Source organism: Xanthomonas bonasiae (genome assembly GCF_017163705.1).
In the GTDB taxonomy this organism is placed as follows: domain Bacteria; phylum Pseudomonadota; class Gammaproteobacteria; order Xanthomonadales; family Xanthomonadaceae; genus Xanthomonas_A; species Xanthomonas_A bonasiae.
Map to the genome: position 1 here is coordinate 28,577 of NZ_JAFIWB010000011.1, position 16,881 is coordinate 45,457.

Here is a 16,881-nt window from a genome sequence, read left to right on the forward strand (position 1 = left end):
AGGCGCCGATTACAACGCAGCCGGCTGACACAGACAAGTCAGGCCGGCAGGTCAGGCCAGGCGCAGCGATTCCGGATACGGCGGCGCGTCCGGATAGTCGTCCTCGCGCAGCCGCGCCTGCAGCTCGCGCCACCATTGCGGGTCGAACAGTTCGCCGTGCGCGCGCTTGACCGCCTCCAGCGACGCGGCAGGCAACCCCATGAACAGCGCGAAGCGCTCCGGGAACACGTCGCGCGCGGCGACGTGGAACCAGGGTTCGGCGGACATGGCTTCCTCGTCGTTGCGCGGCTGCGGCCAGTCGCGGAAGGTGCAATCGGTGACCAGGCACAGTTCGTCGTAGTCGTAGAACACGGCGCGCCCTTGCCGCGACACGCCGAAGTTCTTCAGCAGCATGTCGCCGGGGAAGATGTTGTTGCGCGCCATGTCCTTGATCGCCTGCGCATAGTCCAGCGCCGCCTCGCGCGCCGCCTCGGCGGTCTGCTCGCGCAGGTACAGGTTCAGCGGGCGCAGCCGCCGCTGCACGTAGCACAGCTCGAAGATCAGATCGTCGCCATCCTCGCGCAGGCTGCGCGCGCAACCTTGCAGCAGTTCGGCGAGCAGCGCCGGCGCGAAGCGCGCGCGCGGGAAGCGCAGCGAACGGTAGGGCTGCGCGTCGAGCAGGCGGCCGACCCGGTCCAGGTTGAACACCAGCGCGTACTTGTCCTCGACCTGCTCGCGGCTCATCGTCTTCGGGTAGGCGAAGCGGTCGCGGATCAGCTTGAACACCAGCGGGTAGCTGGGCAGGGTGAACACCGCCATGACCATGCCCGGCGTGCCGTCGGCGTGCACCAGTTGCTCGTTGGGCTGGGCCTGGAAGTGGCGGAAGAAGGTGCGGAAGCGCTCGGTCTTGCCCTGCTTGGCGCGGCCGAGCATGGTGTACAGCTCGTCGATCGGCTTGTGCGGCAGCAGGCTGCGCAGGAACACCACCGCGTCGCCGACGGTGGCCAGGTCGGCCTGGAAATAGCTGCGCGAGATGCCGAACAGCTGCGCCACGTCGTTGCGCCTGGTCAGCACCGCCTCGGCGCGCAGGCCGTCGGCGTCGTTGACCAGCGCGATCACGCACGGCGAGAAGCGGTGTTCGCCGAACACGCGGCCGACCAGGTAGGCGCGGCGCTCGCGGTAGAACACCGTCTCCAGCAGTTCGATGCCGCGCACCGGTTGCTCGCCCCAGTGCGCCAGGTCGTCCTGCAGGCGCACCGCGATGGCCGCGGCGCAGCGCGTGCGGTGCGCGTACGGCACGTCGAACGGGTAGTCGCCGAGCACGCGCACGAACGCATCCACCGGCCGCGTCTCGGAGACCACGTAGTTGTGCCGCGCCACCGGATGGGTGATCGCGTCGGTGGGTTCGATGTCCAACGCCACGAACTCGATCCGCGCATCCACGCCCTGGGTACGGAAGAAGCGCCGGGTCAGGGTGTTGTAGAAAGTCTTGTACAGCTCCTGGTCGATCAGCCCGTGCAGTTGCGCGGCGAAGCTGTCGCGCACCTGCGCCCACAGCGTGCGGTCGTGGGTCTGGCCGAGCAACAGCGTGCGCAGGCGCAGCATGCACTCGTCGATGCACTGGTCGTACAGCGCGATGCGCTCGACCGCGTCGTTGCGCGCGGCGTTCCAGTCGCGGCTCTCGAAGCGGCGGCGGGCGCGGCGGCTGATCTGCGCGAAGCGCGCGTGGTAGTCCTCGAAGGCGTCGCGGATGCTGCGCGCCACGGCGTCGGCGCGGGGTTCGGCGGGCATCGGCGGCGCGGGCGTGTCGGTCATGGCCGCAGTCTACCCGCGTGCGCGGCGGCGCACGCGCGTGCGACAGACGAGAACCATCGCGCGCGCTGTTGCGCCGCACGATGGCCGCGCTGTCGCCATTGCGCTGAGGCGACGGCGCAGTCGGGCGGCACGCGCACAAAAAAACCCGGCCGACACATGCGCGCCGGCCAGGTTCGGTTGACGGTCTCGCTAGCTGACTACTACGCCGTCAGCGTCGCCAGCGCGGCGTTGAACGTCGCGCTCGGCCGCATCGCTTCGCTGACCAGGGCCAGGTTCGGGCGGTAGTAGCCCTGGATGTCGACCGGCTTGCCCTGCACGCCGTTGAGTTCGGCGACGATGGCGGCCTCGTGCTCGGCCAACTGCTTGGCCAGCGGTGCGAAGCGCGCCTTCAGCGCCGCGTCCTCGTCCTGCGCGGCCAGCGCCTGCGCCCAGTACAGGGCCAGGTAGAAATGGCTGCCGCGGTTGTCGAGTTCGCCGACCTTGCGCGAGGGCGACTTGTCGTTGTCCAGGAACTGGCCGTTGGCCTGGTCCAGGGTCCGCGCCAGCATGCCGATGCTCGCGCTGCCTTCGCGCTGGCCCAAATGCTCCAGCGACGCCGCCAGGGCCAGGAACTCGCCCAGCGAATCCCAGCGCAGGTAGTTCTCTTCGACGAACTGCTGCACGTGCTTGGGCGCCGAACCGCCGGCACCGGTCTCGAACAGGCCGCCGCCGGCCATCAGCGGCACGATCGACAGCATCTTGGCGCTGGTGCCCAGCTCCATGATCGGGAACAGGTCGGTGAGGTAGTCGCGCAGCACGTTGCCGGTGACCGAGATGGTGTCCTCGCCCTTGCGGATGCGCTGCAGCGAGAACGCGGTCGCTTCCACCGGCGACAGGATGCGGATGTCCAGGCCCTTGGTGTCGTGGTCCTGCAGATAGCGCTCCACCTTCTGGATCATCAGCGCATCGTGCGCGCGCTGCGGATCCAGCCAGAACACGGCCGGGGTCTCGCTCAGCCGTGCGCGGCTGACCGCCAGCTTGACCCAATCCTGGATCGGCGCGTCCTTGACCTGGCACATGCGCCAGATGTCGCCGGCTTCGACCGCATGCTCGAGCAGCAGCTTGCCGCCGGCATCGCTGACCCGCACCACGCCGTCGGCGGCGATCTGGAAGGTCTTGTCGTGCGAACCGTACTCCTCGGCCTTCTGCGCCATCAGGCCGACATTGGGCACGCTGCCCATCGTCGCCGGATCGAACGCGCCATGCCGCTTGCAGTCCTCGATCACCGCCTGGTACACGCCGGCGTAGCAGCGGTCCGGGATCAGCGCCTTGGTGTCCTGCAGCTTGCCCTCGGCGTTCCACATCTTGCCGGAGTCGCGGATCATCGCCGGCATCGACGCATCGACGATCACGTCGCTGGGCACGTGCAGGTTGGTGATGCCCTTGTCGGAATTGACCATCGCCAGCGCCGGGCGCTGCGCGTACACCGCCTGCAGATCGGCTTCGATCTGCGCGCGCTGCGCGTCCGGCAGGGTGGCGATGCGCGCATACAGGTCGCCGATGCCGTTGTTCGGATCGAAGCCGACCTGCTTCAGCGCCTCGGCATGCTTGTCCAGCACGTCCTGGTAGAACGCGCCGACCACCACGCCGAACATGATCGGGTCGGAGACCTTCATCATCGTCGCCTTCAGGTGCAGCGAGAACAGCACGCCCTGCTGCTTGGCATCGGCGATCTGCGCCTGCACGAAGCTGGCCAGCGCGCGCTTGCTCATCACTGCCGCGTCGATGATCTCGCCGGCCTGCACGGCGGTCTTTTCCTTCAGCACGGTCACCGCGCCGTCCTTGCCGACCAGTTCGATTTTGACGCTGCCGGCCTGCTCGATCAGTACCGAGCGCTCGCTGCCGTAGAAATCGCCGGCGTCCATGTGCGCCACGTGCGACTTGGAGTCGGCGCTCCACGCGCCCATGCGGTGCGGGTGCTTGCGCGCGTAGTTCTTCACCGACAGCGGCGCGCGGCGATCGGAATTGCCTTCGCGCAGCACCGGATTGACCGCGCTGCCCTTGACCCGGTCGTAGCGCGCCTTGGCCTCTTTCTGCTTGTCGTCCTGCGGCTCGTCCAGGTAATCCGGCAGCGCGTAGCCCTGCTGCTGCAGTTCCTTGATCGCGGCCTTGAGCTGCGGCACCGAGGCGCTGATGTTGGGCAGCTTGATGATGTTGGCTTCCGGCGTGGTCGCCAGCTGGCCCAGCTCGGCCAGGTCGTCGGCGATGCGCTGATCCTCGCGCAGGTATTCGGGGAACTGCGAGATCAAGCGGCCGGCCAGCGAGATGTCGCGGGTTTCCACGGCGATGCCGGCGGTGCCGGCGAAGGCGGCGACGATCGGCAACAGCGACTGCGTCGCCAGGTACGGGGCTTCGTCGGTGAGCGTGTACAGGATCTTGGGCGTATTCGACATGAGTGACGTAGGCTCTCTTGCGATTCGGGAAGGACACGTTGCCGCGAACAAGACTGCGGGTGGCACGGCGCGGACGGCGTGCGGAGTGCAGCGCTTGCGACGCAGGGGAACCCTGCGACGGCGATGGCATGACGGACGCCGATTGTCGCGTTTTCTGCGGGCCGGAGAAAGCGCTTGCATGGAACGGTGGAGATCACCGCCGCCGCACCGGCGCATGCGCTTGCGCTGCGTGCGGCATGGCGCTGCGGCGATGGCTTGCGTTGGCTCGCAGGACAAATTCCGTCATCGCTTGCGGCGCAAGGCGACGCGCCTTCCCTGCGCATGCGTATGGGACACGCTGCAGCGCATGCCGATGCCATTGGTGGCGCAACGACGCGGGCCCGCCATGCGCCGGCGCATGGTCGCAGCCGGCGCATGCGGTGCGGCTTGCGCGGCGCCACGCGCGATGCACGCATCGGCGATAGGCGCCTTGCGTGTCCCGGCACGCACGTTCGCCCATAAAAAAGGGCGCAGTCTCGGGACTGCGCCCAGCGTGCCGCGCCGGCCGGGAGAGAGTCGGCTGGCGCGATCCGTGACTGCGGTGTCCCTAGCGGGACGCGATGCGCATCACTTGACTTCGAATTCCTGCGCCGTCCCGGCCGGCTGGCCGTTCACGGTGACCTCGGCCTTGTACTTGCCGGCCGGCCAACCCTTGGCGTTGGTGAACGAGACATTGGTGGTTTCCGCACCGGCCGTGGTCAGCGTCGCGCTCTGCTCGCCGGCGGTCTGGCCGTCCTGGAACAGCAGCTTGGCGCCGATCGCGGTGTTGGTGGAGGAACCCTCGGTCTTCACCGAGACGATGATGGTGTCCTTGCTGCTCAGCGTGGTCAGCGGCGCCACCGTCTTGTCGGCGCCGGCGGTGTTGCCCACGGTCACCGAGGCGACAGTGACCGCGCCGGCGTTGGCCGCGGCGGGCGCCGTCTCTGCCGGACCCGGCATCGCCTCGGTCGGGGCCGACGAGGTCGGATCCGGCGTGGCGGTCTGGCTCTGCTCCTGCTTCTTGCAACCGGCCAGGGCCAGCGTGCCGACCAGCGCCAGCAGCAGCGGAGAGGTGAATGTCTTCGAATGGATCTTCATGAGGTGGTGCTCCTTGGATGGAATGACGGATCGCGCGCGTGGTTCGGCGCGTCAGGCGCGGGCAGGCAGCTTCAAGGTCTGCCCGGGATAGATCTTGTCCGGATCGTCGAGCACGTCGCGGTTGGCTTCGAAGATGCGGGTCCAGGCGTTGCCGTCGCCGTAGTGCAGCTTGGCGATCTGGGACAACGAATCGCCCGACTTGACCACGTAGACCTGCTGCACCTGTTCGGCGGTGGTGTCCACCTGCGCCTGCACTGCGGAGAAATCCGCCTTCGGCGTGACGTCGGCGGTGGTGTCCACCTTGGCGGTGACTGCCGAAAAATCGGCGCGCTTGTCGCTGTTCATCGCATGTGGCTCCGTGCGTGGATTGGGATGCCGCCACGGTTGCACAGGATTTGTTAAAAGCGGATCGCGCAGCCGTGAACGGCGTTGGCCCGATTCAGCCCCCGCGCTACTGGCGCGGGTCGCGGTGGAAGGCGATCGGCTCGGCCACGTCGGGCGTGGCGCGCCAGGGATTGATGTCCAGGCCGCCGCGGCGCGTGTAGCGCGCCTCGACCTGCAGCGACTGCGGGCGGCAACGCGTCAGCAGGTCGTGGAAGATCTGCTCGACGCACTGTTCGTGGAAGCCGGCATGCTCGCGGAAGCTGATCAGGTAGCGCAACAGGCCTTCGCGATCGATGCGGCCGCCGCGATAGCGCACGCACAGCGTGGCCCAGTCCGGCTGGCCGGTGACCGGGCAGTTGGACTTGAGCAGTTCGCTGCTCAGCGTCTCCTCGACGATGTCGTCGGCCGCGGCGAGCAGGAACTGCGGACGTGGCGGGCCATAGCAGTCGATGGCGATGTCCAGCACATCCAGCGACTCGCCGTCGCCCAGCGGATCCACCGGCGGCAGGCCGAACTCCATGGTCACGTCGGCGCCGGCGCGCGCCGACAGGTCGGTGACGATGCAGGCGCGCACCGCTTCGGCGCTGTTGAAGCGCATCGCGTTGAGCGAGTTGAGGTAGAGCTTGAGCGACTTGGATTCGATCAGCTGCGGCGAGGTGCACGGCACCTGCAAGGTGGCGGTGGCCACGCAGGGCTTGCCCTGCGCGTCCAGCCAGCCCAGTTCGTAGGCATGCCAGCGGTCGAGGCCGAAGAACGGCAGCGGCGCGGCGTCCAGGCCGATCTCGGCGCGGCCGCCGGCGCGGGGGATCGGGAACAGCAGCGCGGGGTCGTACTGCGAGGGATACGCGACCTCGCGGCCGAGACTGGAATCCTGGGGGGTGTTCATGCGCGCCAGTCTAGCGGGCGCGGACTGGCTGGAAGGTGTATGGGGGGCCGGGATTGGGGAGTCGGGATTCGGGATTGGCAAAAGCGCGCCGCGCGAGCTGCGGCTTGGCCAATTCATCCGGATCCGGAAGTGCCGGGGAGTGCGGCGCTATCTCCGCCCCGGGCAACCGCTTTGACGAATCCCCAATCCCCAATCCCCAATCACCGCTTCATCCCCAGATAGTCCAGCGAGACCTGCAGCAGCGCGCGCAGGCCCACGTCCAGCGCCGATTCGTCGAGCAGGAACTGCGGCGAGTGGTTGCTCGGCGCGGTCGCCGGGTCGATGCCGGGGCCGGTGGCGCCGACGAAGAAGAACATCGACGGCACCTGCTGGGCGTAGAACGAGAAGTCCTCCGCGCCCATCTGCAACGGCGGCTCGTAGACGTTGTCGGCGCCGACCACCGCCTGCAGGCTGGGCAGCATCTTCGCGGTCAGCGCCGGGTCGTTGACCGTGGCCGGGTTGCCGTCCTGGTCGGGCACGTGCGCCTCGGCCTTGGCGCCGTGCGCGGCGGCGGTGTGCTCGGCGACGGTCTTCAGGTCGGCGAAGATCTGCTGGCGCATGCCTTCGTCGAAGGTGCGGATGGTGCCGACCATCTCCACGTCGTCGGGAATGATGTTGTAGCGGATGCCGCCCTTGATCGCGCCGAAGCTGAGCACCGCCGGCTGCCTGGAAATGTTGGCGCGGCGGCTGACCACGGTCTGCGCCGCACCGATCAGGTCGGCGCTGGCCACGATCGGGTCGATCCCGTTCCACGGCGCCGAGCCGTGGGTCTGGCGGCCGATCACCTTGATGCTGAAGCGGTCCGAGGCGGCCATCAGCGGGCCGCCGCGCACCGCGATCTTGCCCGCCTGCACGCTGGAGAATACGTGCAGGCCGAACATCGCGTCGGGCTTGAAGTCGCGGAACAGGCCTTCCTTCAGCATCAGCGAGGCGCCGCCCTCCTCGTTGCCCGGCGCGCCCTCCTCGGAAGGCTGGAACACCAGCATCACCTCGCCCGGCAGCTGCGCGCGCATCGCCACCAGCGCTTCGGCCACGCCCAGCAGGATGCTGGTGTGGGCGTCGTGGCCGCAGGCGTGCATGACCCCGACGGTTTCGCCGCGGTACTCGCCGGTGGCCTTGGACGCGAACGCCAGGCCGGTCTGCTCGGTCACCGGCAGCGCGTCCATGTCCGCGCGCAGGGCGATCTTCGGCCCCGGCAGCGCGCCCTTGATGATCGCCACCACGCCGTGGTGGGCGATCCCGGTCTGCGGCTTCAGGCCCAGCGCGCGCAGCCGCTCGGCGACCTTGGCCGCGGTGCGCTCCTCGCGGTTGGACAGCTCCGGGTGCTGGTGGAAATCGCGCCGCCAGTCGACCACCTTGGCCTGCAGCTTGGCCGCGGCGGCCGCCACTTCCGGGCGTTCGGCGGACTGGGCGCAGGCCAGCGCGGGGACGGCGAGCAGCAGGGCGGACAGCAGGCGGGACAGGCGCGGCATGGGCAATCTCCAATCGGTTCTTTGCATGGCGTTCAGTCAATGTATTGCATTCGCGGCGCGCCGGCACCGGCCGGCGCGCCGCCACGGCGAAAAAACCCTTAGGAATCCGTGTCAACCGATCCACCGCCGGTGCGTTGCCGCTATCAGCGCCCATGGCCGCGGGCGCACCTCCCCCTCCCTTAAGTCATGGTCCAATCGCAACGCGCCGGCGATATGCTTCACCGCTTGTCGCACCAGCCATTGCGGGAGGGTCCCCTACCCCGCCTCGCCACAGGAGTTCCCCCCGGATGTCGCGTTTCTGGAAGATTGCGCTGCTGATCGTCGCAGCGGTGGTCGTGGTGCTGGTGGGCGCGCACTTCCTGCGCAGCGGTCACGGCCATGGCCGCGGCGGCGCGGAGGCGGGCGGCGATGGCGACGACAGCACGCCGATCCCGGTGACGGTGGTCGCCGCCAGCAGCCAGGCGGTGCCGATCTACGCCACCTCCACCGGCACGGTGACCGCGCTGGCCACGGTCACGGTCAATCCGCAGGTCGGCGGGCAGCTGATGAGCCTGAACTTCCGTGAAGGCCAGGAAGTGAAGAAGGGCGACGTGCTGGCGCAGATCGACCCGCGCTCGCTGCAGGCCAGCTACGACGAGGCGGCGGCGAGCAAGCGCCAGAACCAGGCGTTGCTGGCCACCGCCCGCTCCACCTTCCAGCGCTCCGATTCGCCGGCCTACCGCCAGTACGTGGCCAAGACCGACCTGGACACGCAGCGCAACCAGGTGGCGCAGTACGAGGCCGCGGTGGCCGCCAACGACGCATCGATGCGCGCGGCGCAGGTGCAACTGCAGTACACCCGCATCCTCGCCCCGATCGACGGCATCACCGGCCTGCGCGGCGTGGACGTTGGCAACATCGTCAGCACCAGCAGCAGCATCGTCACCATCACCCAGATCCATCCGATCTACGTGGTCTTCAACCTGGCCGAGCGCGAGCTGCAGGGGCTGCGCGAGGCGCAGGCGGCCGGCCCGCTGACGGTGGCGGCGCTGGACCGCACCGATGCGCACGTGATCGCCGGCGACGGCAAGGTCGACGTGGTCGACAACCAGATCAGCAGCGACACCGGCACCTTCAAGGTGCGCGCGGTGTTCCCCAACCCCGGCAACGCGCTGTGGCCGGGCCAGTTCGTCAACGTGCGGCTGACCCTGCGCACGCTGGACAGCGGCGTGGTGGTGCCGACCCAGGCGGTGCAGCGCGGCCCCGACGGCGACTACGTGTACGTGGTGCAGGGCGACAACACGGTCAAGATGCAGACGGTCAAGCAGGGCGCGGAAGTCGGCGACAGCCAGGTGCAGCTGGCGCAGGGCCTGAAGGCCGGCGAGCGGGTGGTGACCGAAGGTCAGTTCCGGCTCAAGCCGGGCAGCAAGGTCGCCCCGCTGAAGCCGGGCGAGGCGCCGCCGCAGCCGAGCGAGGCCGAGCTGAAGGCGGCCGAGAGCAAGCAGCAGCGCAAGGACGGCGGCGGCGGCCGTCGCGGCGGCGGACCGCGCTGAGCAGGCCGGCATCGGCACGCGCGGCATGCGGTTCACACCCGCGGTGGCGGCGCGTCTGGATGACGGGCGGAGCACTCGCTCCTCGCCCGTCACCCTCAAGAGGAATCCCATCATGACCAATGTCGTCATCGCCTCCCAAGACCCGCTTGCGCAGAGTCTGCAGACGTTTCTGATCAACCAGCAGGGCTTCGTCGCCGGTCCGCCGCTCGACGCGCTGCAGAACGGCAACCAGCTGTGGATCGTCGCCCACGACAACGAACTGGGCGACGGCAGCGCGTTCCTGCAGGCGCTGCTGCAGCACACCGACTTTCCGATGGACGTCGCGTTCGAGGTGGTGCTGATCGTGTGCAGCGCCGGCAGCCTGAACTTCGGCAGCGACCTGCTGACGCCCGCCGAGCGGATCGCCAACGCGTTGAGCCGCACCGTCATCGCCTCGACCACCGACGTCTACGGGCAATGGGGGCCGCACGGATACGCGTTCCAGGGCAACTTCGTCACGGTCGCCCCGAACAGCGATCTGACCAACCTGTTCGACCAGATGTCGCTCGACGACTGACGCAACGGCTTTCCCCGGCCCCGGCCCGTCCGGGTCCGGGACCTCACCAGCAAGGATATTCCTGTGGGCTTTTCGACGATCTTCATCCGCCGCCCGATCGCCACCACCTTGCTGATGGCAGGCGTGCTGTTGCTCGGCATCCTCGGCTACCGGCAGCTGCCGGTGTCGGCGCTGCCGGAGATCGACTCGCCGAGCCTGGTGGTGACCACCCAGTACCCCGGCGCCAACGCCAGCACCATGGCCTCGCTGGTGACCACGCCGCTGGAGCGGCAGCTGGGGCAGATCTCCGGGCTGCAGATGATGACCTCCGATTCGTCGGCGGGCCTGTCCACGATCATCCTGCAGTTCGCGATGGACCGCGACATCGACATCGCCGCGCAGGACGTGCAGGCGGCGATCCGCCAGTCCACCCTGCCCTCGTCGCTGCCCTACCAGCCGGTCTACAACCGGGTGAACCCGGCCGACGCGGCGATCATCACCCTCAAGCTCAGCTCCGAGACGCTGCCGCTGCGCGACGTCAACAACTACGCCGACTCGATCCTGGCGCAGCGCCTGTCGCAGGTGCCCGGCGTGGGCCTGGTATCGATCGCCGGCAACGTGCGCCCGGCCGTGCGCATCCAGGTCAATCCGGCGCAGCTGTCGAACATGGGCCTGACCATGGAGGCGCTGCGCAGCGCGCTGACCGAGACCAACGTCAACGCGCCGAAGGGCTCGCTCAACGGCAAGACCCAGTCCTACAGCATCGGCACCAACGACCAGTTGTCCAGCGCCGCCGACTACCGCGACACCGTCATCAGCTACAAGAACGGCGCGCCGGTGCGGCTGTCGGACGTGGCGCAGGTGGTGGACGGGGTGGAGAACGACCAGCTCGCGGCCTGGGCCGACGGCAAGCCGGCGGTGCTGCTGGAGATCCGCCGCCAGCCCGGCGCCAACATCGTGCAGACGGTGGAACAGATCCGCACGATCCTGCCGCAACTGCAGGCGGTGCTGCCCAGCGGCGTGCACCTGGACGTGTTCTCCGACCGCACCGAGACCATCCGTGCCTCGGTGCACGAGGTCAAGTTCACCCTGATCCTGACCATCGGCCTGGTGGTCGCGGTGATCTTCGTGTTCCTGCGCCGTCTGTGGGCCACGATCATCCCGTCGGTGGCGGTGCCGCTGTCGCTGGCCGGCACCTTCGCGGTGATGGCCTTCGCCGGCATGTCGCTGGACAACCTGTCGCTGATGGCGCTGGTGGTGGCCACCGGCTTCGTGGTCGACGATGCGATCGTGATGATCGAGAACATCGTGCGCTACATCGAACAGGGCAAGAGCGGACCGGAGGCGGCGGAGATCGGCGCCAAGCAGATCGGCTTCACCGTGCTGTCGCTGACCGTGTCGCTGGTGGCGGTGTTCCTGCCGCTGCTGCTGATGCCGGGCGTCACCGGGCGCCTGTTCCACGAGTTCGCCTGGGTGCTGTCGATCGCGGTGACGATCTCGATGCTGGTGTCGCTGACGCTGACCCCGATGATGTGCGCCTACCTGCTCAAGCCCGATGCGCTGCCCGAAGGCGAGGACGCGCACGAACGGGCGGCCGCGGCCGGCAAGACCACCGTGTGGACGCGCACCGTGGCGCTGTACGAGCGCTCGCTGGACTGGGTGCTCGGGCACCAGCCGCTGACCCTGGCGATCGCGCTGGCGACGATGGTGCTGACCGTGGTGCTGTACGTGGTGATCCCCAAGGGCCTGCTGCCCGAGCAGGACACCGGGCTGATCACCGGCGTGGTCCAGGCCGACCAGAACGTGGCGTTCCCGCAGATGCAGCAGCGCACCCAGGCGGTGGCCGAGGCGCTGCGCCGGGATCCGGCGGTGACCGGCGTGGCCGCGTTCATCGGCGCCGGCTCGATGAATCCCACCCTCAACCAGGGCCAGCTGAGCATCGTGCTGAAGACCCGCGGCGACCGCGACAGCCTGGAGGAGGTGCTGCCGCGGCTGCAGAAGGCGGTGGCCGGCCTGCCCGGCGTGGCGCTGTATCTGAAGCCGGTGCAGGACGTGACCCTGGACACGCGCGTGGCGGCCACCGAATACCAGTACTCGCTGTCGGACGTGGACAGCGCCGAACTGGCGACGCAGGCCGCGCGCCTGACCGAGGCGCTGCGCAAGCGCCCGGAACTGGCCGACGTGGACAACAACCTGGCCAACCAGGGCCGCGCACTGGAGCTGACCGTCGACCGCGACAAGGCCAGCGCGCTGGGCGTGCCGATGCAGACCATCGACGACACCCTGTACGACGCCTTCGGCCAGCGCCAGATCTCCACCATCTTCACCCAGCTCAACCAGTATCGCGTGGTGCTGGAAGTGGCGCCGCAGTTCCGCAACAGCACCGCGCTGCTGCACCAGCTGGCGGTGTCCAGCAACGGCAGCGGCGCGCTGACCGCCAGCAATGCCACCAACTTCGGCCAGACCACCTCCAGCAACTCGTCCACCGCCACCGGCATCGGCAACCAGAACACCGGCATCTCGGTCGGCAGCGGCGGCACCGTGCCGCTGGCCGCGGTGGCCGAGGCCAGGATCGCGACCACGCCGCTGGTGGTCAGCCACCAGCAGCAGCTGCCGGCGATCACCGTCTCGTTCAACCTGGCGCCGGGCTACTCGCTGTCGCAGGCGGTGGCGGCGATCGAGGAGACCAACGAGCAACTGCAGCTGCCGCCGCAGCTGCATGCCGAATTCATCGGCAAGGCCGCCGAATACACCGGCAGCCAGACCGACATCGTGTGGCTGCTGCTGGCCTCGGTGGTGCTGATCTACATCGTGCTCGGCGTGCTCTACGAGAGCTACATCCATCCGCTGACGATCATCTCCACGCTGCCGCCGGCCGGCGTCGGCGCGCTGCTGGCGCTGATGCTGTGCGGGCTGAGCCTGTCGGTGGACGGCATCGTCGGCATCGTGCTGCTGATCGGCATCGTCAAGAAGAACGCGATCATGATGATCGACTTCGCGATCGACGCGCGCCGCGAGGGCGCCAACGCGCACGATGCGATCCGCCGCGCCTGCCTGCTGCGCTTCCGCCCGATCATGATGACCACCGCCGCGGCGATGCTCGGCGCGCTGCCGCTGGCGCTGGGCGACGGCATCGGCTCGGAGCTGCGGCGCCCGCTGGGCATCGCCATCGTCGGCGGCCTGCTGCTGTCGCAGCTGGTCACCCTGTACACCACGCCGGTGATCTACCTATACATGGAACGCGCCTCCGAGCGGATGCGCGCCTACCGCGAACGCCGCGCCGCGCGGCGCGAGGCGGCAGTGGCGGCGGCGGGGCGGACGGCATGAGTCGCCGGGAATGGGGAATCGGGAATCGGGAATCGCACGGCGTCTGCGGCCTGCGGTCCCCACGAACGCCTGACGACTTGCGCGAGCAAGGAGCGTGCAAGCGCGCCGCTTTCCGAATCCCCAATCCCCAATCCCCAATCCCGGCTCCATGAACATCTCCGGCCCCTTCATCCGCCGCCCGATCGGCACCACGCTGCTGGCCATTGGCCTGTTCGTGATCGGCATGATGTGCTACCTGCGCCTGGGCGTGGCGGCGCTGCCGAACATCTCGATTCCGGTGATCTTCGTGCAGGCCAGCCAGGCCGGCGCCGATGCCTCGACGATGGCGTCCACGGTCACCGCGCCGCTGGAACGGCACCTGGGCCAGATCCCCGGCATCGACACCATGCGTTCCTCCAGTTCGGAGGGGAACAGCCAGGTGTTCATGATGTTCCAGAGCGACCGCAACATCGATTCGGCCGCGCAGGACGTGCAGACCGCGATCAATTCCGCGCAGGCGGACCTGCCCTCGGGCCTGTCCACGCCGCGCTACCAGAAGGCCAATCCCAACGACGATCCGGTCATCGCCATCGCGCTGACCTCCGACACCCAGTCGGCCGACGAGCTGTACAACGTCGCCGACTCGCTGCTGGCGCAGCGCCTGCGCCAGATCAGCGGCGTGGCCTCGGTCGACATCGGCGGCGCCTCGACCCCGGCGGTGCGGGTGGACGTGAACCTGCGCGCGCTCAACGCGATGGGGCTGACCCCGGACGACCTGCGCAATGCGGTGCGCGCGGCCAACGTGACCTCGCCCACCGGCTTCCTCAGCGACGGCAGCTCCACCACCGCGATCGTGGCCAACGATTCGGTGGCCAAGGCCGCCGACTTCGCCCAGCTGGTGATCTCGCAGCAGGACGGCCGCACCGTGCGCCTGCGCGACATCGCCAACGTCTACGACGGCCAGCAGGACGCCTACCAGGCGGCCTGGTTCGGCGGCAAGCCGGCGGTGGTGATGTACGTGTTCACCCGCGCCGGCGCCAACATCGTGGAGACGGTGGACCGGGTCAAGGCGCAGATCCCGATGCTGCGCGGCTACCTGCAGCCGGGCACCAAGATGTCCGCCTACTTCGACCGCACGCCGACCATCCGCGCCTCGTTGAACGAGGTCCAGGCCACGCTGCTGATCAGCCTTGCGATGGTGGTGCTGACCATGGCGCTGTTCCTGCGCCGGCTGGCGCCGACGCTGATCGCCGCGGCCACGGTGCCGCTGTCGCTGGCCGGCGCGGCGCTGGCGATGTACGTCATGGGCTTCACCCTGAACAACCTGAGCCTGCTGGCGCTGGTGATCGCGATCGGCTTCGTCGTGGACGATGCGATCGTGGTGATCGAGAACATCATGCGCCACCTCGACGAAGGCATGTCGCGGCTGGACGCGGCGCTGGCCGGCGCGCGCGAGATCGGCTTCACCATCGTCTCGATCACCGCCTCGCTGGTGGCGGTGTTCATCCCGATCCTGTTCGCCAGCGGCATGATCGGCACGTTCTTCCGCGAGTTCACCGTGACCCTGGTCGCGGCGATCTGCGTCTCGGCGGTGGTCTCGCTGACCCTGACCCCGGCGCTGTGCAGCCGCTTCCTGTCCGCGCATGCCGAACCGGAACGGCCGAGCCGCTTCGGCGCCTGGCTGGAGCGCGTGCATGCCGGCATGCTGCGCGTGTACACCGTGGCGCTGGATTTCTCGCTGCGCCATGCGCTGCTCTTGGCGCTGACCCCGCTGCTGCTGATCGCCGCCACCGTGTTCCTGGCCGGCGCGGTGAAGAAGGGCTCGTTCCCGGCCCAGGACACCGGCCTGATCTGGGGCCGCGCCAGCTCCAGCGCCACCGTGTCCTTCGCCGACATGGTCAAGCGCCAGCGCCGCATCACCGACATGCTGATGTCCGATCCGGCGGTGAAGATCGTCGGCGCGCGCCTGGGCAGCAGCCGCCAGGGCTCCAGCGCCAGCTTCAACATCGAGCTCAAGCGCCACGACGAGGGCCGCACCGAGACCACCGCGCAGGTGCTGTCGCGGCTCAGCGCCAAGGCCGACCGCTACCCGGACCTGCAGTTGCGCCTGCGCGCGATCCAGGACCTGCCCAGCGACGGCGGCGGCGGCACCAGCCAGGGCGCGCAATACCGCGTCTCGCTGCAGGGCAACGACAATGCCCAGTTGCAGGAATGGCTGCCCAAGCTGCAGGCGGCGCTGAAACAGAATCCGAAGCTGCGCGACGTCGGCACCGACGTGGACACCGCCGGCCTGCGCCAGAACATCGTCATCGACCGCGCCCAGGCCGCGCGCCTGGGCGTGTCGATCGGCGCGATCGACGGCGCGCTGTACGGCGCGTTCGGCCAGCGCCAGATCTCCACGATCTATTCCGATCTCAACCAGTACAGCGTGGTGGTCAACGCGCTGCCCGAGCAGACCGCCACGCCGGCGGCGCTGGACCGGATCTACGTGCCCACGCGCAGCGGCGCGATGGTGCCGCTCACCGCGGTGGCGCACCAGGTGCCGGGCCTGGCGCCGCCGCAGATCACCCATCAGAACCAGTACACGACGATGGACCTGAGCTACAACCTGGCGCCCGGGGTGAGCACCGGCGAAGGCGACGCGATCATCGCCGCCACCGTCGCCGGCCTGCGCATGCCCGGCGACATCCGCATCGCCGACGGCGGCGGCTTCGGCGTGGCGCTGCAGCCGAACTCGATGCTGATCCTGGTGCTGGCGGCGATCGTGGTGGTCTACATCGTGCTGGGCATGCTGTACGAGAGCCTGGTGCACCCGGTGACGATCCTGTCCACGCTGCCGGCCGCGGGCATGGGCGCACTGCTGGCGCTGTGGGCCACCAACACCGAGCTGTCGGTGATCTCGATGATCGCGCTGGTGCTGCTGATCGGCATCGTCAAGAAGAACGCGATCATGATGATCGACTTCGCACTGGTGGCCGAGCGCCAGCACGGCAAGTCGCCGCTGGAGGCGGTGCGCGAAGCCTGCGTGGTGCGCTTCCGCCCGATCATGATGACCACGATGGTGGCGATCCTGGCGGCGGTGCCGCTGGCGGTGGGCCTGGGCGAAGGCTCGGAGCTGCGCCGTCCGCTGGGCATCGCGATGATCGGCGGCCTGCTGATCTCGCAGAGCCTGACCCTGCTCAGCACCCCGGCGCTGTATGTGATCTTCTCGTGCCTGCGCGAGCGTTGGCGCGCGCGGCGGGCACGCAAGCGCGAGCGGCGCCTGGCACGCACCGCACCGCAAGCGGCTGCATTGCACTAGCCGAGGTCGCCCTTCTCGCGTGGCGCCTGGTGCCATGGCAGTTCCCTTCTCCCATCGGGAGAAGGTGCCCCGCAGGGGCGGATG

10 protein-coding genes are annotated in these 16,881 nt (G+C 68.9%); 4 read left to right on the forward strand and 6 right to left on the reverse strand.

The window, feature by feature from the left end; translation table 11 throughout:
* Positions 1-51 precede the first annotated feature (51 nt).
* From aceK to JR064_RS11555, 6 genes are all read right to left on the reverse strand, one after another.
* Positions 52-1,794 (reverse strand): bifunctional isocitrate dehydrogenase kinase/phosphatase, encoded by a 1,743-nt coding sequence (aceK, locus tag JR064_RS11530; protein WP_179567770.1) that lies wholly within the window; start codon positions 1,792-1,794, stop codon positions 52-54.
* Positions 1,795-1,994: 200 nt separating this feature from the next.
* Positions 1,995-4,226 (reverse strand): NADP-dependent isocitrate dehydrogenase, encoded by a 2,232-nt coding sequence (locus JR064_RS11535; RefSeq protein WP_206229817.1) that lies wholly within the window; start codon positions 4,224-4,226, stop codon positions 1,995-1,997.
* Positions 4,227-4,832: 606 nt separating this feature from the next.
* Entirely contained in the window at positions 4,833-5,342 is a 510-nt protein-coding gene (locus JR064_RS11540) for a hypothetical protein (protein WP_058361222.1), read from the reverse strand.
* A 51-nt stretch (positions 5,343-5,393) separates the two neighbouring features.
* Positions 5,394-5,687, reverse strand: coding sequence for a LysM peptidoglycan-binding domain-containing protein (locus JR064_RS11545; RefSeq protein WP_206229818.1), 294 nt, complete (start codon positions 5,685-5,687; stop codon positions 5,394-5,396).
* 106 nt (positions 5,688-5,793) lie between these two features.
* Positions 5,794-6,612, reverse strand: a complete 819-nt coding sequence (gene queF, locus JR064_RS11550) for an NADPH-dependent 7-cyano-7-deazaguanine reductase QueF (protein ID WP_206229819.1) — start codon at positions 6,610-6,612, stop codon at positions 5,794-5,796.
* Between the two features lie 200 nt (positions 6,613-6,812).
* Complete coding sequence (locus JR064_RS11555) at positions 6,813-8,123, reverse strand: M20 family metallopeptidase (RefSeq protein ID WP_179567780.1); 1,311 nt, start codon at positions 8,121-8,123, stop codon at positions 6,813-6,815.
* Positions 8,124-8,410: 287 nt separating this feature from the next.
* On the opposite strand from JR064_RS11555, the gene JR064_RS11560 reads away from it, so the two are divergent.
* The 4 genes from JR064_RS11560 (at position 8,411) to JR064_RS11575 (ending at position 16,797) form a co-directional block, all read left to right on the forward strand.
* On the forward strand, positions 8,411-9,655 hold the full coding sequence (locus tag JR064_RS11560) for an efflux RND transporter periplasmic adaptor subunit (protein WP_179567782.1): 1,245 nt from the start codon (positions 8,411-8,413) through the stop codon (positions 9,653-9,655).
* Between the two features lie 112 nt (positions 9,656-9,767).
* A complete protein-coding gene (locus JR064_RS11565) occupies positions 9,768-10,211 on the forward strand; it encodes a hypothetical protein (protein WP_179567784.1) in 444 nt (147 codons plus the stop codon).
* Positions 10,212-10,274: 63 nt separating this feature from the next.
* Positions 10,275-13,517, forward strand: a complete 3,243-nt coding sequence (locus JR064_RS11570; protein ID WP_179567786.1) for an efflux RND transporter permease subunit — start codon at positions 10,275-10,277, stop codon at positions 13,515-13,517.
* A gap of 148 nt (positions 13,518-13,665) precedes the next feature.
* The gene (locus JR064_RS11575) at positions 13,666-16,797 is read left to right on the forward strand and encodes an efflux RND transporter permease subunit (protein WP_206229820.1); all 3,132 of its coding nucleotides are present in this window, start codon (positions 13,666-13,668) and stop codon (positions 16,795-16,797) included.
* Positions 16,798-16,881 lie beyond the last annotated feature (84 nt).

Coding starts and splice junctions, on each gene's coding strand:
- aceK (WP_179567770.1), bottom strand. CDS start 1,794: ATGACCGACACGCCCGCGCCGCCGATGCCCGCCGAACCCCGCGCCGAC.
- JR064_RS11535 (WP_206229817.1), bottom strand. CDS start 4,226: ATGTCGAATACGCCCAAGATCCTGTACACGCTCACCGACGAAGCCCCG.
- JR064_RS11540 (WP_058361222.1), bottom strand. CDS start 5,342: ATGAAGATCCATTCGAAGACATTCACCTCTCCGCTGCTGCTGGCGCTG.
- JR064_RS11545 (WP_206229818.1), bottom strand. CDS start 5,687: ATGAACAGCGACAAGCGCGCCGATTTTTCGGCAGTCACCGCCAAGGTG.
- queF (WP_206229819.1), bottom strand. CDS start 6,612: ATGAACACCCCCCAGGATTCCAGTCTCGGCCGCGAGGTCGCGTATCCC.
- JR064_RS11555 (WP_179567780.1), bottom strand. CDS start 8,123: ATGCCGCGCCTGTCCCGCCTGCTGTCCGCCCTGCTGCTCGCCGTCCCC.
- JR064_RS11560 (WP_179567782.1), top strand. CDS start 8,411: ATGTCGCGTTTCTGGAAGATTGCGCTGCTGATCGTCGCAGCGGTGGTC.
- JR064_RS11565 (WP_179567784.1), top strand. CDS start 9,768: ATGACCAATGTCGTCATCGCCTCCCAAGACCCGCTTGCGCAGAGTCTG.
- JR064_RS11575 (WP_206229820.1), top strand. CDS start 13,666: ATGAACATCTCCGGCCCCTTCATCCGCCGCCCGATCGGCACCACGCTG.